Source organism: Allokutzneria albata (assembly GCF_900103775.1).
GTDB classification, from domain to species: Bacteria; Actinomycetota; Actinomycetes; order Mycobacteriales; family Pseudonocardiaceae; genus Allokutzneria; species Allokutzneria albata.
Window position 1 is genome coordinate 2,724,480 of record NZ_LT629701.1, and the last position, 19,205, is coordinate 2,743,684.

15 protein-coding genes are annotated in these 19,205 nt (G+C 70.6%); 7 read left to right on the forward strand and 8 right to left on the reverse strand.

Features of this window, described 5'->3' with window-relative positions; all coding sequences use genetic code 11:
* Window positions 1–11 precede the first annotated feature (11 nt).
* Window positions 12–1,034, reverse strand: a complete 1,023-nt coding sequence (locus BLT28_RS12235) for a DUF3103 family protein (RefSeq protein ID WP_081900428.1) — start codon at window positions 1,032–1,034, stop codon at window positions 12–14.
* A gap of 133 nt (window positions 1,035–1,167) precedes the next feature.
* On the opposite strand from BLT28_RS12235, the gene BLT28_RS12240 reads away from it, so the two are divergent.
* The 5 genes from BLT28_RS12240 (at window position 1,168) to BLT28_RS12260 (ending at window position 6,879) form a co-directional block, all read left to right on the forward strand.
* The gene (locus BLT28_RS12240; RefSeq protein ID WP_043812291.1) at window positions 1,168–3,084 is read left to right on the forward strand and encodes a P-loop NTPase family protein; all 1,917 of its coding nucleotides are present in this window, start codon (window positions 1,168–1,170) and stop codon (window positions 3,082–3,084) included.
* A gap of 11 nt (window positions 3,085–3,095) precedes the next feature.
* Entirely contained in the window at window positions 3,096–3,785 is a 690-nt protein-coding gene (locus tag BLT28_RS12245; protein ID WP_030430695.1) for a PIG-L deacetylase family protein, read from the forward strand.
* 65 nt (window positions 3,786–3,850) lie between these two features.
* Window positions 3,851–4,120 (forward strand): hypothetical protein, encoded by a 270-nt coding sequence (locus tag BLT28_RS12250; RefSeq protein ID WP_030430631.1) that lies wholly within the window; start codon window positions 3,851–3,853, stop codon window positions 4,118–4,120.
* A 16-nt stretch (window positions 4,121–4,136) separates the two neighbouring features.
* Window positions 4,137–5,960 (forward strand): glutamine--fructose-6-phosphate transaminase (isomerizing), encoded by a 1,824-nt coding sequence (gene glmS, locus BLT28_RS12255; RefSeq protein WP_030430630.1) that lies wholly within the window; start codon window positions 4,137–4,139, stop codon window positions 5,958–5,960.
* Between the two features lie 4 nt (window positions 5,961–5,964).
* Window positions 5,965–6,879 carry a glutaminase gene (locus tag BLT28_RS12260; protein ID WP_030430629.1) on the forward strand — a complete coding sequence of 305 codons (915 nt, stop codon included), beginning with the start codon at window positions 5,965–5,967 and terminating at the stop codon, window positions 6,877–6,879.
* 38 nt (window positions 6,880–6,917) lie between these two features.
* Here the strand turns inward: BLT28_RS12260 and BLT28_RS12265 are convergent, their stop codons facing one another.
* From BLT28_RS12265 to BLT28_RS12275, 3 genes are all read right to left on the reverse strand, one after another.
* Window positions 6,918–8,342 (reverse strand): alpha/beta fold hydrolase, encoded by a 1,425-nt coding sequence (locus tag BLT28_RS12265; protein ID WP_162184870.1) that lies wholly within the window; start codon window positions 8,340–8,342, stop codon window positions 6,918–6,920.
* A 116-nt stretch (window positions 8,343–8,458) separates the two neighbouring features.
* The gene (locus tag BLT28_RS12270) at window positions 8,459–9,682 is read right to left on the reverse strand and encodes a ricin-type beta-trefoil lectin domain protein (RefSeq protein ID WP_030430627.1); all 1,224 of its coding nucleotides are present in this window, start codon (window positions 9,680–9,682) and stop codon (window positions 8,459–8,461) included.
* Window positions 9,683–9,801: 119 nt separating this feature from the next.
* On the reverse strand, window positions 9,802–10,644 hold the full coding sequence (locus tag BLT28_RS12275; RefSeq protein WP_030430626.1) for an alpha/beta fold hydrolase: 843 nt from the start codon (window positions 10,642–10,644) through the stop codon (window positions 9,802–9,804).
* A gap of 169 nt (window positions 10,645–10,813) precedes the next feature.
* Here BLT28_RS12275 and BLT28_RS12280 point away from each other — a divergent pair, with 169 nt between their 5' ends.
* Entirely contained in the window at window positions 10,814–11,248 is a 435-nt protein-coding gene (locus tag BLT28_RS12280; protein WP_030430625.1) for an OsmC family peroxiredoxin, read from the forward strand.
* Window positions 11,249–11,281: 33 nt separating this feature from the next.
* On the opposite strand, the gene BLT28_RS12285 is transcribed toward BLT28_RS12280, so the two are convergent.
* From BLT28_RS12285 to BLT28_RS12300, 4 genes are all read right to left on the reverse strand, one after another.
* Complete coding sequence (locus BLT28_RS12285; protein ID WP_030430624.1) at window positions 11,282–12,181, reverse strand: aminoglycoside phosphotransferase family protein; 900 nt, start codon at window positions 12,179–12,181, stop codon at window positions 11,282–11,284.
* A gap of 67 nt (window positions 12,182–12,248) precedes the next feature.
* A complete protein-coding gene (locus BLT28_RS12290) occupies window positions 12,249–14,672 on the reverse strand; it encodes an Hsp70 family protein (protein WP_043812288.1) in 2,424 nt (807 codons plus the stop codon).
* Window positions 14,669–15,004, reverse strand: coding sequence for a hypothetical protein (locus BLT28_RS12295; protein ID WP_030430622.1), 336 nt, complete (start codon window positions 15,002–15,004; stop codon window positions 14,669–14,671). Before BLT28_RS12295 ends, BLT28_RS12290 begins: the two co-directional genes overlap by 4 nt.
* Window positions 15,005–15,013: 9 nt before the next feature.
* Complete coding sequence (locus BLT28_RS12300) at window positions 15,014–17,038, reverse strand: tetratricopeptide repeat protein (protein ID WP_030430621.1); 2,025 nt, start codon at window positions 17,036–17,038, stop codon at window positions 15,014–15,016.
* Between the two features lie 812 nt (window positions 17,039–17,850).
* Between BLT28_RS12300 and BLT28_RS12305 the strand changes: the two genes are divergently transcribed.
* Complete coding sequence (locus BLT28_RS12305) at window positions 17,851–19,128, forward strand: serine hydrolase domain-containing protein (protein WP_052407525.1); 1,278 nt, start codon at window positions 17,851–17,853, stop codon at window positions 19,126–19,128.
* Window positions 19,129–19,205 lie beyond the last annotated feature (77 nt).

Here is a 19,205-nt window from a genome sequence, read left to right on the forward strand (position 1 = left end):
CGCTGACCAGGTCAGGTCGCCGGAACGTGAATCGTGCTCAGGCCGAGCACGCCGTTGCCCCTGGCGCCGTTCAGTGTGGCCGTGGCGCCGAGGGGCTGCTTGCGGATGGTGTAGCAGGAGTCCACGTAGTCGGCGTCGTTGGTCCAGAAGGAGTCCGGCACGGCCGCCAGGATCGCGTCGACAACCGGGATGTACTCGCCCGCGCCCGCCACCGCGAGGATCGCCTTCGCCGCGGCCCGGGCCAGCTCCCCGTAGCTGAAGTTGTCGTCCTCCTCCATCATCACCGCGTCCGCGGCGGCGTACTTGAAGTGCGACCAGTTCACGAGCACCTGGTTCGGCGTGTAGGTGGTCTTGTCGTGGTCGAGGTAGGGCATCTGGACCGTGTCCACAACGGGCTTGTCGTCCGGCCCGACACCGGCCACCAGGGTGTAGATCTCCGCGTCGCCGCGCAGGTCCGGCTCGTGGTCCTCGGCCAGCCGGAGCGACGTGATCTTCGCGGCGTCGTAGCCACCGGCGCCCGAAGGCTCGTCGGCGCGGACACCGAGGGCACGCAGGGAAGCACGCAGCTTGGCCAGGTTCGCGGCGAGCACGCGCTGGCGGTCCACCGCGACGACGAACAGCGGACGATCAGTGGGCAGCGCATCGACCGAGAGCCGGTGCGCGCCAGTGCGGGAGTAGGCGGTCACGGAAGTGATCTCGTCCGACGCGGGCTCGGCCACGACGAGCGCGTTCGCCGTGGTGGTCAGGGCGGCGCGGTTGCCCGCCCGGACCTGGAGCAGCGGCCCGAGGTCGGCGGGCAGCTGCTTCGAGGCGCGCACCCGGGCGCCGACCTGGTCGACCCGCCGACGCAGCGCACCCTCGGTCAGCGGAGCCAGGTCGACCTTCGACGTGGCGGCCAGGCGCGCGTGCACCTGGGCCAGCACCCCAGGGGACGCGGCGAGATCGTGCGCGACCGCGTCCACGCCCGCCGGGGGTCCGGCCACGGCCACGCCGGAAGCGACGAACAGGGACAGCACCACTGCCGCAGCTCGCATGGTTTCTCCTTGTTTCGCAGGGATTTCGCACGGTAGAGAGACGCCGCGAAGCGCAGGAAGCCCCGTGAGACGAAGTTGAGAATGAGCAACGCCTACTCATGTCCGGCCGCGCGGGCTCGCGCATGCTGGCGGCATGGCAACCATCGGAGACAGCCTCGTGCGCAGGCAGCTCTCCCGGTTCGTCGGCCGGGACGCGGAGATCGGCGTGTTCCGGCAGGCGCTCGCGGGCGCCCTGGACCGCAACGTGCTGTTCGTGCACGGACCGGGTGGGCTGGGCAAGACGAGCCTGCTGCGGATGATGCGGCTGCTGGCGGCCGAGGCCGGGCACCGCTGCTACTGGGTGGACGCCCGCGCGCTGGCCCCCGTGCCGGACGCGGTGGTGGACGCGCTCGCCGAGGCCACCTCGCACGACGGGGAACGCGCCCCGGTCGTCTTCATCGACTCCTTCGAGCGGATCGGCGCGTGCGGGCGGACCTTGCGCCAGGACGTGCTGCCGAAGCTCGACGACAACTCCGTCGTGGTGATCAGCGGGCGGCGGCCCCCGGACAGCGGCTGGCGCCTGGACGGCTGGGACCAGGTGGTGGCGGAGTTGCCTCTGGGCGCGCTCACCCCGGTCGAGGCGGAGCGCCTGCTCGCCGCGCACGGGGTCACCGACAGCACGGCGGCCGGGCGGCTGCGCGCGTGGTCGGAGGGCTCCCCGCTCGCGTTGACCCTCGCCGCGGGCGTCTACCTGGCGACGGGCGCGACGAGCCCACGGCCGACCACGATCAGCGCCTTGTTCGAAGTCGTCACGGAGACCGAGCTGGACCCGGCTTTCCACGACGCGCTCACCGTCTGCGCGATCGCGCGCGAGGTCACCGTGGGGCTGCTCGCGCACACCCTCGGCGACTCCGCGCAGGCGGCTTTCGACTGGCTCGCCAAGCGGTCCTTTGTGGACAGTTACGGCGACGCGTTGACACTGCACGACGTGGTGCGCATGGCGGTGCTGGCCCGAGTCCGCCATCGCCGCCCGGATCGGGTCATGGGGCTCAAACGCGTGCTGTGCGACCACTTCTACGCACGGGCGGCGAGCGGTGACGCGGGCGCGCTGGTCGATCTCGCGCACCTGATCGAGTCGCCGGAGATCCGCTGGGGCTACCGCTGGGAAGGCAGTTCCCGCTTCCAGACCGACCGCGTCCGCGCGGGGGACGCGGAGGTGGTCGGCCAGGCGCTCACCGCCCGTGGCTACCGCGAGTGGTGGGCGGCCAGCGAGCCCTACTACACGGGGCGTCCGGGGAACGTCACCATCGCCCGGGACGCGGCGGGCTCCCCCGTCGGGCACGCGATTTTCCTCACGCCGTCAGCACTTCCGGCCTGCGCGCGAACCGATCCCTTCGGCGCACGGCTGCTCCGCCACGCCCGGCGCCTCAGCCCGGAGGGCCAGGCGGTCGTGTGGCGCGACACCGTCGACCTGACCGGCGAAGGCTCGCACGTGCTGGCGATGCTGAACCTGTCGGCGGTGCTGCGCATGGAGGTCCGCAACCCGCGCTACGCCCTCGTGTCCGCGTTCGGCCACAACGACCGCGTGCACGCGTTCTGCGAGGCGACCGGTGGGCGGCCGGTTCCCGAGCTGGAGACGGAGTTCGACGGGCGGCGCGTGGTCGTCTACCTCATCGACTACGGCCCCGGCGGGCTGTACGTGACGCAGCGCGACGTCGTCTACCGCGAGCTCGGCCTCGCGCCGGCGACGGGGTTCACCGCGGCCGACGTCCGCGCCGCGCTGGACAGCTTCGCGTCGAGCGGGGAGCTGGCGGAGAGCCCGCTGGCCCAGGGTGCGGACATCCGCGAACGGGCCGACCACGTGCGCACGGTGCTGCGCACGGCGGTGGACCTGGAGTTCGGCACGAGCCCGCACGAACAGCAGCTCCGCGCCGCGCTCACCCGCCGGTTCCTCGACGGGCGGGAGAGCCACGACAAGATCGCCCGCGGTCTGGCGCTGAGCCGCGCCACGTACTTCCGCAGGCTCAACGAGGCGATCACCCGCCTGACGCGGCACCTCGGTTTTCCGTAGGGTCGGGGGGCATGGGAAACGTGGTCGCGTTCCACGCGCATCCGGACGACGAGGCGTTGCTGACCGGCGGAACCCTGGCCCGCCTGGCCGACGAGGGGCACCGCGTGGTGATCGTCGTCGCCACCGACGGGTGCATGGGCGAGGCCGACGGCGTGCGGCTGGACGAGCTGTGCACGAGCGCGGAAGTGCTTGGCGCGCAACGGGTTGTCCACCTCGGGTACGCCGACAGCGGGCACGGTCCACTGCTCTACGACGATCCCGCCGACCGGACGCGGTTCGCCCGCGCCGACGTGGACGAGGCCGCGGGCAGGCTCGCCGAGGTGCTGCGCCAGGAGCACGCCGACCTGCTGCTGAGCTACGACCCCAACGGCGGCTACGGCCACCGCGACCACGTGAAGGTGCACCACGTCGGCGCACGGGCGGCGGCGCTGACCGGGGTGCGCGTACTGGAGGGCACGGTCCCGGTGCCGGGCTCGGAGAAGAGGAACCGGTACAGCCCCCGCAGCGCGATCACTCACCGTTACGACGTGCGGCGCTACGCCCGGCAGAAGCAGGCCGCGCTCGCCGCGCACCGCACGCCGCTCTCCGGCAACGGCAGGTCGGCGGCGCTGTTCAGGGCGATGGTGCGGATGCCGGTACCCCTCTTCGGCGCACTCTTCGGCCGAGAGTGGTTCGTGGAGCGCCCTCACCAGCACGGATGAGCGGCGTGCCCGAAATCGGGCACGGAACTTGAGTCGGGAGCCGCGGTCTGACACGCTCGCCCCTCGTGAGTGAAGACGGGGCGGGCGATCTGGTCCGGCACGTGTCGGCCACCACCGGCCTGCCCCCGTCGACGGCGGCCAGGGTGGTCGCCGACGTCGTGGCGTACTTCGGCGAGAGCGCCGAGGACTACGTACGGCGACGGCACTCCGAGCTCCAGCGCCAGCAGCTGCGCAACGCCGAGATCTGGGGCGTGCTCGCGGCTGAGCTGCGGCGGCGGCCGGTGGCCGCTCCCGCGTTCAGCGAGCGGCAGCTGCGGCGCATCGTGTACGGGTGAAGGGAAACCGACAGGCGTGTGCGGCATCGTTGGATACATCGGCAGGCGGCAGGCCGCGCCCATCCTCGTGGAGGGTCTGCACCGGCTGGAGTACCGCGGCTACGACTCCGCCGGGCTGGCGACCCCCGAGGCGGACGGCTTCCGGGTCATCAAGACCGAGGGGCGCGTCCAGCAGCTGCGGAACCTGATCAAGGAGGAGATCCCGGCCACCATCGGCATCGCGCACACGCGGTGGGCGACGCACGGTGAGCCCAGCGACGCCAACGCGCACCCGCACCTGGACGCCAGTGGCCGGATCGCCTTGGTGCACAACGGCATCATCGAGAACGCCGACCGGCTCCGGGCGCAGCTGACCGCCGACGGCGTGGTCTTCGCCTCCGAGACCGACACCGAGGCGCTGGCCCACCTGATCGGCCGCAGCGAGGCCGCCACGCTGGAGGAGAAGGTCCGCGAGGCGCTGAGCCGGGTCGAGGGCACCTACGGCATCGTCGTGCTGGACCTGGACAACCCCGGCCAGCTGGTGGTGGCCCGCAACGGCAGCCCCATCGTGCTCGGCATCGGCGAGAGCGAGATGTTCGTCGCCTCCGACGTCGCCGCCCTGGTCCGGCACACCCAGCAGGTGGTCTACCTCGACGACGGCGAGCTGGCCGTGGTGCGCGCCGACGAGTTCCACACCAGCACCCTGGCCGTGGAGGCCAGCCCGGTGGTGAAGTCCCCGACCACGGTGGACCTGGTGGTCGACGACTACGAGCTGGGCGGCTCGGCGGACTTCATGAGCAAGGAGATCCACGAGCAGCCCACCGCGCTGAGCCGGGCGCTCAGCGGCAGGCTCAACGAGCGCTTCGCCACCGCCCACCTCGGCGGCATCAACATGGACCCGCGCGAGCTGCGCGCGATCCGCCGGGTGAAGTTCCTCGGCTGCGGTTCCTCCTACTACGCGGGCCAGATGGGCGCGCAGCTGGTCGAGGAGCTGGCCCGCATCCCCGCCGACGCCGAGCCCGCGTCGGAGTTCCGCTACCGCAACCCGGTGGTGGAGGCGGACACCCTCTACGTGGCGCTGAGCCAGTCCGGCGAGACCCTGGACACCCTCGCGGCGGCCCAGGAGCTCAAGCGCAAGGGCGGTCAGCTGCTCGGCGTGGTGAACGTGGTCGGCAGCGCCATCGCCCGCGAGTGCGGCAGCGGCATCTTCCTGCACGCCGGGCCGGAGGTGTCGGTGGCCTCGACCAAGGCGCTGACCAACACCGCGACCTCGCTGGCCATGCTCGCCCTGCTGCTGGGCCGCGTGCGCGACCTGTCCACCGCGGACGGCAAGCGGATCGTGGCCGGCCTGCGCAGGCTGCCCGACCAGGTCGCGGAGATCCTGGCCCAGGAGCAGGCGGTGGCCGAGGTCGCCGCGCGCTTCGCCGACACCAGGAGCATGTTCTTCGTCGGCCGCGTCCGGGGCTGGCCGGTGGCCCGCGAGGGCGCGCAGAAGCTCAAGGAGATCTCCTACGTGCACGCCGAGGCGTACCAGGCCTCCGAGCTCAAGCACGGCCCGCTCGCGCTGATCGACAACACCATGCCGACGGTGATCATCGTCCCTGACGACGAGCTGCTGTCGAAGAACATCGGCACCATCGAGGAGATCAAGGCCCGCAACGGCGCGGTGATCGCGGTGACCAACGCCGAGCTGCCCGAGGGCCTGGCCGACGCGGAGCTGCGGGTGCCGCGCAACGAGACCGAGCTGGACCCGATCCTGTTCACCATCCCGTTGCAGCTGTTCGCCTACCACCTGGCGGCGAAGCTGGGCCGCGACATCGACCGGCCGCGCAACCTGGCCAAGAGCGTCACGGTGGAGTAGCCGCGTGCACATCCCCGACCTGCTCGCGCGGATCTCCGCCGAGGTCGCCGACGAGGTCGGCAGGGGCTCGGCCGCCGACTACATCCCGGCGCTGGCCCGCGTCGACACCGGCCGGTTCGGCATGGCCGTCGCCGAGCTGGACGGAACCGTGCACGGCACCGGCGACTGGCGGCAGCGGTTCTCGGTGCAGAGCGTGTCGAAGGTGTTCACCCTGGCCCTGGTCCTCGCCCAGCCCGGCGGGGACCAGGTCTGGGACCGCGTGGGCCGGGAACCCTCCGGTGATCCGTTCAACTCGCTCGTCCAGCTCGAACACGAGGACGGCATCCCGCGCAACCCGTTCATCAACGCCGGCGCCCTGGTGGTCACCGACGAGCTGGCCGCGCGCGGCAGTGATGTGACGGGGGAGCTGCTTTCCTTCCTGCGCAAGGAAAGCAGCTCCCCCGGGATCACCGTCGACGAGGAGGTCGCCGCTTCCGAGGCCGCCCACGCCGACCGCAACCGGGCGCTGGCGTACTTCATGGCCTCCTACGGCAACATGCGCGCGTCCGTGCCGGACGTGCTCGCGCAGTACGTGCGGCAGTGCTCGATCGCGATGAACTGCGCCGAGCTGGCGTTGTCGGGGTTGTTCCTCGCGCGGCACGGCATCCGCAACGACGGGACCCGCCTGTTGGAGCGCAGCCAGGCCAAGCGGATCAACGCCGTCATGCTCACGTGCGGCACCTACGACGCGGCGGGCCAGTTCGCCTACCGCGTCGGCCTGCCCGGCAAGAGCGGTGTCAGCGGCGCGATCCTCGCCGTCGTGCCCGGCCGGTGCACCGTGTGCGTGTGGAGCCCCGGCCTGGACGCGCGCGGCAACTCCGTCGCCGGTGTCGCCGCCCTCGACCGCTTCACCACTCTCACCGGCTGGTCGGTCTTCTAGGCCCTAACGCACCGAATGACTCATTCGGTGCGTGAACGTCAGGGCTTGGGGCGGGGGTCGCCTGCGCAGGTGGTGCCCCGCGGGGGCAGGACTCCGTCGATCAGGTAGGAGTCGATCGCCTTGGTGACGCAGTCGTTGCGGCCGTAGTGCCCGTGCACCCCACTGTCCACAACGGACAGAAGACGGTAGCCCATCCGCGAGGCCATGACCGGTCCGCCCGCGTAGCCGGTCACCGGGTCGTGATCGCCCTGCACCACGAGCCCGGCCGGGAAACCGAAGCGGCGCAACGGGACCATCGGCTCGGCCGGGGTGAACGACCGGAAGGCGCACTCCGAGGCCGCCGCCGCGTGGGCACCACGACCGACGGGGTACTCCGCGGCGAAGCGGCGCATCTCCGAGGCGTAGAGGCGGGTGTCGCGCGACCACTCCGCCTCGCAGGTCACCGTCGCGAACGCGCCGGAGTGCAGCAGTTCGAGGCCCAGCTTCAGATCGTCGAGCATCGCACCGACGGCCTTGGCGGTGTCGAGGTCGAGGGTTCCGGACACCGAAGCCTCGCGGACCTTCTTGATCGTGGCGGCGAAGTCGGCCCAGCCCTTGCGGTTCGGGGTCTGCGCTCCGAGCACGATGTCCAGCGCGTTGCGGTCGATCGGGTACGGCGCACCCTGGACGACCAAGGGCTTCGCGCCGAGCGCCGTGCCGAGCGCGTCCAGGGAGGCCTGGACCTCGACGGCCGTGCGACCGAAGCCGTAGTGCGCGTGGTGCTCGGCGACCCAGCCCGACCAGGTGCGGTAGTTCTGCCGCGCGGAGACGGCCTGCTGCTTCGCCTGCTCGTAATACAGCCACTCCGGGTTCATCGAAGAATCGAAGACGCTGCGGTTCATCCGGTGCGGGAACAACGAGCCGTACACCGCGCCCAGATACGTTCCGTAGGAGAACCCGAGATAGTTGATTTTCTTCCCGCCAAGGGCCGAACGGATGACATCCATGTCCCTGGCGGTATTCGCGGTGCTGAGATGCGGCCGAACGGCGGAACCGGCCTGCTGGCACGCGCGCTCGCGGCGCTGCGCGTCGAGGATGTGGTCGCGGATCTGCTGCTCGGTCGGCCTGGTCACCGGCAGCCCCGGCTCCGGCGGCAGGCCGCAGTTCAGCAGTGAGCTGCCCGTTCCCCTCGGGTTGAAGCCGACGACCTCGAACTTCGCCGCGATCGCGTTGTCCTTGAACGCCAGCGGCAGCCCGATGCCCTCCCCACCCGGCCCGCCCGGGTTGAGCAGCAACAGCTCCCTGCCCTTGCCACCGGTCGCCTTGAGCCTGCTCACATCGATCACCAGCGTGCCCGCGGCGGGATTCCGATGATCAATGGGAACGTCGAGCTTGGCGCATTCCACGTCGCCGGGAAGTCCGGGACAGGCGCCCCAGACAACGGCGGGAGCGGCCAGCGCCGGGCTGGCGGTCAATGCGATCACCGTCGCCACGCCCAGGGCAGTTGATCTTTTCAGCACCATCGCATGTTACCCAAAAGAAATCCGCCGCTTTCCCTTTGCGGATAGAAGAAAAAGCGGCGGATTGCGCCCTTTCGGACCTAGCGCGGAACGTTCCACTTCTGGTTCGCGGTGCCCGCGCAGGTCCACACCTGCAGCCGCGTCCCGTTGGCCGGGTTGTTGCCCGTGACGTCCAGGCACCGGTTGCCGGAGATGCTCACGATGTCCCCGGCCGCGGGCGTCGCCCACTTCTGGTTCGCTCCCCCGTGGCAGTCCCACAGCACCACTGCCGCGCCGTCGTTCGCGCCGTTGTTGTTGACGTCGAGGCACTTGCCGAGCGCGCGGATCGTGCCGTCACCGCCGATGGTCCAGTTCTGCGCGGCGTTGCCGTTGCAGTCGTGCAGCTGGATGGGCGTTCCGTTGGCGGTGCTCGCGTTCGCGACGTCCACGCACTTGCCCGCGAGGCCGGTGATCTGACCGCTCGGAGCCCCGCCGCTGTTGGTGGTGACGCGAACGTAGTCGACCACGAGCTGCTGCGGGAACACCGTGCTGCCGTCGGGGTCACCGGGCCAGTACCCGCCGACCGCCAGGTTGAGGATCAGGAAGAACGGGTGGTCGAACACCCACTGCCGACCGCCGAGGTCGGCCGGAGTGCGGGTCTGGTAGGCGTTTCCGTCGACGTACCAGGTGATCCGGTTCGGCGCCCAGTCCACCGCGAAGGTGTGGAAGCCGTCGCCGAAGTTCGGCCCGTTGTAGGCCGCGCCGATGCCACCGGAGCCGGAGTAGCCGGGCCCGTGCAGGGTGCCGTGCACGGTGTTCATCAGGTGACCGACGTTCTCCATGATGTCGATCTCGCCCGCCTGCGGCCAGCCGACCTGGCCCATGTTGTCGCCCAGCATCCAGAACGCGGGCCACATGCCCTTGCCGCGCGGGAGCTTCATGCGCGCCTCGAAGCGGCCGTACGCCTGGGTGAAGCGCCCCGCGGTGTTCAGCCGCGCCGAGGTGTACTCGCACCGCCCGTACCAGCACTGGTAGTTGCCCGGGTTCTCCCGGCGCGCGGTGATCACCAGGTTGCCCGCGCCGTCGTGCACCGCGTTGCTCGTGCTGGTGGTGTAGTACTGCCGCTCGTGGTTGTTGACGTTGTCGCCGGTCTCCAGCTGCCACTTCGAGCCGTCGACCGGGGTGCCCGCGGGCGCGTTGAACTCGTCGGCGAACGTCGTCGCCATCACGGTGGGGTCGGCAGGGGCCTCCGCCTGTGCGGTGCCGCCGAGGACCAGCGCCAGGACCGCGACCATGGCCGCGCCGGCGCGAAGTTTGCAGGACATCACGCTCGCCTCTCACTGCAGGGACCACTGAGGCGGCCAGCGGTAGCGGGTGTGGCGGGGAGTATGTCGGGCCGGTTCCGCCTACGGCAAGACCTTCGGCGGAACCGGCTCCGGACGGATCAACCGGCCAGGTGGGAGAGGATGAGAGCGCTTACCTCGGTCGGCGCCTCCTCGGGCAGCCAGTGGCTCGCCCCGGTCAGCTCGACGAAGCGGAACGGCCCGTCCACGAAGTCCGCCGTGCGGTAGGCCGCGACCGGCCCGAGCGCCACGTCCTCGCTGCCCCACACGTACAGCGTCGGCACCGGGCTCGGCTCGGCCGGGATGCCCAACCCCTCGCCGACCGCCCGGTACCAGTTGAGCGTCGCGGTCAGCGCGCCCGGCTCGGACAGCCGCCGCACGTTCTCCTCGACCAGCTCCTCGGGGACCTTCCCGGCATAGGCGTCGCGCAGCCGCGCGGCGTCGTCGGCGAGCAACGACTGCTCCGCGACTCCGCCGGGCCGCTGGAAGAACCGGACGTAGTCGACGCGCCGGGACTGGTCCTCGTCCTCCGCGATCGCCTTGCTCAGCGCCCGCGGGTGCGGCGTCGCGAGCACCGAAAGCGTCTTCAGCCGATCCGGGTGCGCCCCCGCGACCGCCCACGCGACGATGCCGCCCCAGTCGTGCGCCACCAGGTGGAATCGTTGCGCGCCAAGGGCGTCCGCGAACCCGATCACATCGCTGACGAGGTGGTCGACGTGGTAGTCGGCGATGTCGGTGGGCCTGGCACCCGGTGAGTACCCGCGCTGGTCCACCGCCACGGCGCGATACCCCGCTTCGGCGAGCGCGGTCATCTCCTGGGTCCAGCAGTCGGCGAACTCCGGCCAGCCGTGCAGCAACAGGACGAGGTCGCCGTCCTCGGGTCCGGCGGTGATCGCGTCGTACTCGTACCCGTTCGCCGACAGGCGTGTTCCGTGGATCTTCACGCCGCGACCGTATGCCTGGACCGCCGCGGTGGGGGTAAGTCCAATCATGCGGTTGTCAGCCGCTCGCCCGACCGCGTGACGTGGGTCTCCCAGACTTACATTGCGCGCGATGTAAATGCCCGCTATGTTTTCTCTCGTACCGACCGACTCACCTCCAGGGAGGCACCCCATGCCGAGCCGCGACGCCACCACCCACTGGGAAGGCGGACTCCAGAACGGCAAGGGCACCGTCACCTTCGACTCGTCCAACGCGGGCCAGTTCGACGTGTCGTTCCCGACCCGCGCGGGCAACCCGGACGGCCAGACCAGCCCCGAAGAGCTGATCGCGGCGGCCCACTCGTCCTGTCTGGCGATGAACCTCTCCGGCGTCCTCGGCGCCAACGACCTGGTCGCCGACGCCATCGACGTCAGCGCCGAGGTCACCCTCGGCCCGGAGTCCGGCGGCGGCTTCCGGATCAGCGGTATCGCGCTCACCGTCCGCGCCACCGTCCCCGGCGTCGACAACGACAAGTTCGTGGAGCTGGCCAAGCTCGCCGAGAGCACCTGCCCCGTGACCAAGGCCCTCTCCGGCACCACGATCACCCTCGACGCCGCGCTGAACTGACGTCGTTCCGGCGGGGACCACACCGGTCCCCGCCTACGCGCGTTCCGTGAGCAACCCCGCTACGTGCTCCGCGAAGTCCGCGATCCCCAGTCCATTCCGCCGAGCCCAGAGCGCACCTTCGACGGCGTGGAACTGGACCCAGCGCCGCACGCGTCCGCGATCGAGTTCCGCCGCCTCGGCAAAGACCGCCACAGTGCGACCAACCGCCTTCGCGAAGTCGTCCGCTTCCAGCAACCGCACCGCCAGCGACTTCAGCAACGTGCCACCGTCGTACGCCCGATCGCCCGTACGCCCCTTGGGGTCGACGGCGAGCCACGGCTCACGGTCACCACACAGGATGTTCCCGGGGTGAAGATCGCCGTGGATCAGGATTTCCGACTCCGCGCGCCCCAGCTCGTCAAGGGTCGCCACCGCAGCGTCCACCACGTGCTGCGGCAGTGCGTGCGCCAACTCCTCGGCATCGCTGCGCAGCTGCTTCTCCCACGCGTCGGCTTGCTCTCGCAGCCCCGGAATGCCTGGCGGCGCGGGTATCGCCAGCCGTCGGCTCATCCGCCCTGCCACCGTCGCGATCTCATCGAGGTCTTCGACCTCCGCGAGGTTCGTCGACCGCGCCCGCTCCAGCAACATCGCGAAACGCCCGTCCTCGCGCTCGTACAGCTGCACCGCCCCTCGCCCACCCCACGCCGCGAAGGCGTCCGGCTCGTGGACGTTGCCCGGATGCGGGAACGACACCTTCAGCACAGCCGCCCCTTCGGCGTGCCGCACCGGCACGATCACCCCGACTCCCCCGTGCACGACGTCGCCATCCGGCACGCATCGCCAGCGCTCCAGCAGCTCGTCCACGATCCCGGGCAGCTCGGCGAGCCATGCCGCCCCGGGCTTTCCTTCACGCTCCACAGTGCTTCGCGCGAACGCGTCAGGGATGACGATCACTCAGCCACGCTACGTGAACCGCCAGAAGGGTGCGGGTTCCGCGATCGGTGACCAGGAACAGCCACGATCACCGAGCCCGATCCACGGTGCTGAACGGATCAGGCGGCAAAGGCGGCTCCGGCAACAAATCCCGCAACTGCATGTTCACCCCCCGCAACCGCGTGAACTCCCCCGCCTCGACCGCCCGATCCCCTTCCGCGATCAACCGATCGGCGTGCACCCCGTTCCGCATCTCCCCGCGCATCTCCCGCAACGCGTGGAAGAAGTGCAGCTGCAACACGCCACTGCGGTCCAACTCGCGCATCACGTGCAGCCGCAACTCCTCCATGCGCTGTCGCAGCAAATCAGCTTCTCGTGCCTCAATAGCGTCGTTGATCGCGGTCTCGTACAGCGGCAGATCGGGACCACCCGCCAGGTCACGTGCCTCGGCGATCATGCCGCGCGCCTCGTTGACCAGGGACGGCCAGGCGAGCTCGTCCTCGGCGTCGTCGATGGCGACGCGCAGGTCGAGCAGCCGCCGCTCGGCTGCCGTTGCCGCGTCGGGGTCGGATTTCGCAGCTGACACAAGGGTGTCGACGTCGTGGAGCATGCGTTCGCTGTCGATGCGGCCGATGAGCACTTCGGCGACGGGGTTGCCGAGCACGCGTTGGCGTTCGCGCACCTCCGCGAGGCGTGAGCGTTCGACGTCGAAGGCGCGGACGAGCGCGGGCTGCGAGGGCGCGACCTCGGTGCGGAGGTTGAGGGTGTCCTGGAACTCCTCGTCGAGCATCGGCACGTAGGCGCTCGCCCTGATGAGGCGGGAGGCGTCGATCTCGATGGTGAAGACGACCTCGCTCCCGGACGGAAGCGCCCGGCCGGTGTCGAACTCCAGGCGGCCGATGCGGCGGTTGCGGTCGGCGCGGTGGTACTCGCCTTCGAGCACGGGAATGCGGATCAGACCGTCCACTGTGGTCCGCAGGGTGACCGAGCGCCGGGCGGGCAGGCCGGTTCCGCGCTCCAGCAACCACATCGCCTCGTTGCCGTCGAGGCCGACGCCGATGGAGTGGGTGAGCGGCGGCTCGGTCTCCACGGCGCCGACCGTGTAGGTGATGTGGTCGGGGTCGACCTCGCGGCGTGATCCGGTGGCGTCGGTCAGCTCGACGGCGAACGTGTTGAGCCGCCCCGGTTCGGCCCACAGCGACGACGCGAACAGGCCCGCGTCCGAGACGCTGATCCGCCCGCTGCGCCACGGCGGTCTGGTGCCGGCGTTGACGAACTCCACCGACAAGCCCGGCGAAGCGGGTGAGATCCTGCCTGCCACCAAGGGCTCCGTGTCGGGCCCGACGGGCTGGTACTCGAAGCGCACCGCGAAGCCGTCCGCGGCGACGACAGGAGTGGCGGGAAGCCTCTGCGTACCGGCGAAAACGGCCGCTCCCCTGGCCACGACGGTCATCGGGTCCTGGCTGTGGTCCAACGGGATGCCGAGACCGTGCACGGGGTCGGCCAAGCGCTCGCGCAGGTACGGTGTCAACGTCGGGCCGCCGACCAGGATGACCTTCTCGATGTCCGCCGGAGTGAGCGAGCGTTCGCGCAACGCCTTGTGGCACAGGTTGATCGAGCGCACGAGCAGCGGCTCCGCCATGCGCTCCACATCGGCCCTGCCCAGTTCGAAGTCGATCTCGAACCGCCCGCCCGCGCCGTCGTCCAGCTCAACGAGGATGTCCGCCGTGTCCACTCTGGACAGTCGGATCTTCGCCGTCTCCGCCGCCAGTTTCAGCTTGTTCACCGCGGCGAACCACCGCGGGTCACCGCGTCGGAGCCCGGCCAGCGCGGGAGCCTGCCGCACCGCCTCCGGGATCAACAGCTCCTCGACGATCTTCCAGTCGATCAGCTTGCCGCCGAGGAAGTTGTCCCCGCGGTCGTTGACCACGGAGAACTCCCCGTCCCGCAACTGGATGACGGCCGCGTCGAACGTTCCACCACCGAGGTCGTAGACCAGCCACAGCGCGTTCTCCTCGGAGGCTTGGAAACCGTAGGCGAGCGCGGCGGCGGTCGGCTCCTGCAACAGGGGCGAGAACGTCAGCCCGGCGAGTTCCGCGGCGCGGCGGGTCGCGTCGCACGAGTGGATGTCGAAGGCCGCGGGGACGGTGACGACCGCCGCGCCGATCTCCGAACCGATGCGCTGGCGGACATCGGCCCGCAGCGACTTCAGCACCTCCGCGGACAACTCCTCCGCAGACATCTCCCGTCCGCTGGCCGCGAAACGCTTCGCCACGCCGGCGGTGCCCATGCGCAGCTTGAACTCCATGCACGTGTTGTCCGGGTCCGCCTCGGCGCGATCCCGCGCCGCACGCCCGACGTACAAGCGCTCGCGGCGGTCCACCCACACCGCGGACGGCGTGGTCTCGTCACCGTCGTTGTTCTTCAGCACCTCCGTGTCCACGCCGCGCAGCAACGCGACCGCGCTGTTGGTGGTACCGAGGTCGATGCCGACGTCGACCGTGCCGCTCACCGCTCGTCCTCCACGGGTGTGCCGACGATGACCTCACCCATGCTGATCACCTTCCCGTGCAGGTAGACGGTGGGCCGGATCGTCTCCACGATGATCTCCCTGGTCAGTCCGGGGCGCGGCTGGAAGGCCAGCACGCGGATCGCCAAACCGGGGTCGTAGCCCTGGTCGCGGTAGGACTGCACCTCGATCCCGGCTTCGGCGAGCGCGTCCATCGCGGTCTGCGCGTGCCGGTGGACGGGCGAGTCCTGGTCGGCGAGCTTGGCCCGCAGCCGCCACACCGCCGTGGCGACGTCGGCGAGCGAGCGGGACTCCACCTGGACGTGGACGGACATGCTTCTCCTCTACAGGCCGGGCGGGCGTGCGCCGAGCCGCCAGCCGAGCAGCTGCAACTGCTGGATCGGCGGGAACCGGGACAGGGCCGCGTCGAGGTGCGCCTGCCGCTCCGTCGCCCGGCGCCGGCGTGCGTTGATCAACGCGCCGTAAACGGCGAACAGGAGGAAGACAGACACGAAGATGAACAACAGCACAGCGAAAGGACCGAGCTCCGCGTCGAACAGGGCGACGACACCGGTGACTACCAACGGCACCCCGAGCAACGGGATCGGCGCGGCGACCCAGCCGGAGTCCAGCCAGTCGCGGCGGTGGTGCGCGGCGCGGCAGCCGGTGCACCTGGGCACCACGACGCCTGCCGTCTTCCAGGTCACCCTGGGCAGCTCGGAGTGGTCGACCTCGCCGTGCAGGGCCGCCTCGTAGACCGCGGCCTTGCCGTCCTCGGCCTGGCAGAACCAGCAGACCGGCTGGAGCCCGCCGCGCACGACCTCGATCGCCTGCTCGATGGCGGACCGAGCTTCCCCGCCGACGGCCAGGTCGAGCGCGGTGGACAGCCCCGCGAGGGTGGCCTCGTCGTCCCCGGTCGCGCCGTGGAACGAGCCGAGGCAGCTGACCACGCACAGCGCCACGCCGTCGAGGCATTCGCGGTAGAACGGGTTCTCCGGATCGGCCCGCGCGGCCAGGGCCGCCAACGTCGGCTGCAGTTCCCTGAGCAGGTCCTCGGCGATCCGCGCGCCCTCCTCGGGCAATACCGTGGCGCGGTCGGCGGCGTCCTCGCAGAGTTCTCCGAGCACGTTGGAGCCCGCGGCGACGAAGCTCGGTTCGATCGCGGCGCGCGCCTGCGGGCTCACCGTGATGTCCAGGACGTCTTCCAGCTGCTCGAACGCGTCGTCGAAGTCGTGGCCCTCGTTGACGTACCGGATCACACAGGTGTTGACCGACAAGCCGACCGCGTCGGCCGCCGCCGCGTACGCGCTGGAGTCCTCCCCGAGCACCAGGCGCAGCACCCTCAGCAGCGGGTCCGCCTGGTCCAACAGCGCGTCGACGGCTTCAGCGCCGTCCTCGGGGTCGGCGGCGGTGAGGCGTTCGGCGTTCTGGCACGCGGCCCTGATCCGCGCGGTGATGTGTTTCGTCGCAGCACCAAGGGCTTCGCCGACGACATCGGCCGGGAAGCCGGATAATCGCAGCGATCGCACGTGCGCACGCGCGATGTCCTCGGCTCCGCCTTCCGCCGCGCGGACCGCGAGGGCGGCCTGGGGCGCCAGGACCGTTCTCGGCAGCTCGGCCCGCACGGCTTCCACCGTCTGAGCGCTGAGCCTGCGGTCGGCGAGCTGGCCGACCCGTTCCGCCAACCATTGCCAGCACTCGGTTTCCTCGACGACCGCGGCCCAGTACTCGTAGGCGCGCCGCCACTGGGCGGGGTCCGCGTCGTGCCCGGCGTCGAGGGCTTGGGCATGTGCCAGTACGGCGGCGTCGTGCAGGGCTGGACCGCCGCCGATCGCAGCCGAAGACTGGTTCTCCCAGAGCCAGAACAGTTCCTCCACGATCCGCCGCACCGGATCGCGCAGCAGCGTGAGCGCTTCCCTGACGGCACCCGGGTCCGCCGCGTCCGCCGGGGCGCCCAGCCGTTCGGCCGCCCGCAGCTGTTCCGCGCGGCGCCGCAGGTCCCGCGCGGTGGCGTCGACGGGAAGGCCGCTGAGCCGAAAAGCGTTGCGGCGGTACAGATCCGGGTTCGCCACGGGTGCCAGCAGCTTCGGCTCGGCGGCGTAACGCGGCGTCGCGGCGCCTGCCAGCCTGCGCGCGGCGAGCCTGGAGTGCAACGGATGTGCCGAGTCGGCCGCGACGCGGTAGGCCGAACGCGCGCCCGCCAGATCGCCCATGGCCTCCAGCAACCGGGCCAGCCGCACCGCCGCCGCCGGCGCGTACTCCTCGTCTTCGGTCTCGATCACCTTGCCGTACAACGCTTTCGCGCCGCGAAGATCTCCGGCGGCTTCCCGGTCGACGGCGGTTCCGAACAGCTGCTGCGCCGAGTCCACGCGCTCTCCCTCGCTCGCCTGCCGCTGTCTTACCTCCGGGCGCGGTACCCGATCAACGCCCCGGCCAAGCCGTGACCAAGTTCATCCCTAATCGCAAGCGTGATCTTCCCGCTGACCGGCACACGCCGGGCGCGGGCGACTTGTGATCGTTCCGTAGTCGCGACGGGAGTCGATCGATATCACCTCTTTCATTGACAATTGCCAGGACGAATGCGACTGGCTTCGCTTTTCCGCGCACCGCGAGACCCGCCGCACCACCCAATCGAGCTACGGGGACGTTTCGGAAACGACCCGAACCGAATGGCACTCCGAGGGTGAATGTGTCCGTACAACTCGCCGCAAAACTGGTACTAAAGTCAGACGACGGCTGGTACTTTGGTACCACCGACGAGTCCGGCGATTCAAATAATTCATCCGCAACGAGTCGGACGGAGCCTGACTACTCACCGGTAAGGTCACTCGAATATGTCCCTCGTCACCCAGTGGAGCAGCCCGTTACAGGTAAAACGTCTCCGATAGGGTGAATAAGCGTGCTTCTCGTCAAACCTCGGGTTACATCTCCGCCGATGCGCACCATCGCATTGGTAATACTTCCGCGAATGCTCCGTTTGGCGGTCGCTGAAATCGGAGCGACTTGACACCGTTGCCCTGCACCAAGTGCGACATAACTCCGTGCGGGGCACACGGAGTTGCGGTACCGGCCCAAGATGTCTTTTGGGTCACATTCTCAGGTCGTACACCGAGATGGTTCACGGGCGTGGTGAACCGGACACGGTCAGCCGTGCCCCTGGGAAGTCGATGAGCGAGGATCGATGAATGTCGCCCAGATGTCGCGACGGCTCGGTGAGCTGGTCGGGAGCCGGGGCGTGCCCGGCGCCCAGTTCGCCGCGCTGCTGAACGGCCGGAAGTCCTCGGCCGTCTTCGGCACGGCCCGGCAGGGCAGCGGGACACCGCTCACCGAGGACGCGAAGGTCCCGGTGGGCTCGGTGACGAAGACCTGTACCGCCGCGGTCGCGCTGGCGCTGGCCACCGAGGAGGACCTGGAGCTGGACGAGCCGATCTCGGAGTACCTGCCGGAGCTGGGGCGGGACGCGGAGTTCGGCCGGGTGACGACGCGGCAGCTGCTCAGCCACACGGCGGGCCTGCCGTCGGATGCCACCGACCTCGGCGCGAGCTCGCCGCGCAGGCACGTGGTCACGGCGTGCAGCACGCTCACCCCGGTCGGCGCGCCCGGCGCGGGTTTCTCCTACTCCAACATCGGTTACGTGGTCGTCGGCGGCGTCGTCGAGTCCGTGACCGGGATGAGCTGGCGGGAGGCCGTCGACGCGGTGCTGAGCACCCCGCTCGGCCTGCGCCTGCGCTACGTGACCGATGACGCGGCGGGCGAGGTCGTGACCGGCCACGCGGTGCGGAGCCCGCGGCCCGCCCGGCCCGTACGGCAATCGTTGGGTGCGCTGGACGCGCCCGCGGGCGCCATCGCCGCGAGCGCGCTGGACCTGCTCGCCGTCGGCGGGGTGTTCCTCGGGTCCCCGGACCTGATCGACGAGGACCTGGTGCTGGAGGCGAGGACGCCGGTCGCGGGCGCCGAGCCCTTCGGCATGGCGGACGGCTGGGGCCTCGGCGTCGCGGTGTACGGCGAGTGGTTCGGCCACGACGGCACCGCCGACGGCACCTCCGCGCACCTGCGGGTGCACCCCGCATCAGGCACCGTGATCGCGCTGACGACCAACGGCAGCACCGGCTTCCACCTGTGGCAGGAGTTCGCCGCGGAGTTCGGTCTCGGCTGTCCCGGCGCCCCGCCGCGGGCCGGGCGAGTGCCCCCGCCCCGGGACTGCCTCGGCGACTACCTCAACGGCGATCTGGAGTACTCCGTCACCGAGGCCGGTGACGGGCGGCTCGCCCTCGCCGTCGACGGGGATCCCTACGCCGAGCTGACCCCGCTCGACGGCCTGCTGTTCGCGATGCGTGACGTGGACACCGGCGACACCAGCCAGACCGGGCGGTTCCTCACCGGCCCCGGTGGCGGGATCGACCGGATCCAGGTCGGCGGCCGACTGGCCCGCCGGCGTCGGGCGTTGACCCACGCCTGACCCCGCCGCCCCGTACCCCGCCGGGTCCCTCCCGGCCTTGACGCATGCCGACCTATCCCCGAAAGGGTCGACCACAG

Excerpts from the sequence above, each read along its gene's own strand:
- BLT28_RS12235 (WP_081900428.1), bottom strand. The coding sequence starts at position 1,034 with ATGCGAGCTGCGGCAGTGGTGCTGTCCCTGTTCGTCGCTTCCGGCGTG.
- BLT28_RS12240 (WP_043812291.1), top strand. The coding sequence starts at position 1,168 with ATGGCAACCATCGGAGACAGCCTCGTGCGCAGGCAGCTCTCCCGGTTC.
- BLT28_RS12245 (WP_030430695.1), top strand. The coding sequence starts at position 3,096 with ATGGGAAACGTGGTCGCGTTCCACGCGCATCCGGACGACGAGGCGTTG.
- BLT28_RS12270 (WP_030430627.1), bottom strand. The coding sequence starts at position 9,682 with ATGTCCTGCAAACTTCGCGCCGGCGCGGCCATGGTCGCGGTCCTGGCG.
- BLT28_RS12280 (WP_030430625.1), top strand. The coding sequence starts at position 10,814 with ATGCCGAGCCGCGACGCCACCACCCACTGGGAAGGCGGACTCCAGAAC.
- BLT28_RS12295 (WP_030430622.1), bottom strand. The coding sequence starts at position 15,004 with ATGTCCGTCCACGTCCAGGTGGAGTCCCGCTCGCTCGCCGACGTCGCC.
- BLT28_RS12305 (WP_052407525.1), top strand. The coding sequence starts at position 17,851 with ATGAATGTCGCCCAGATGTCGCGACGGCTCGGTGAGCTGGTCGGGAGC.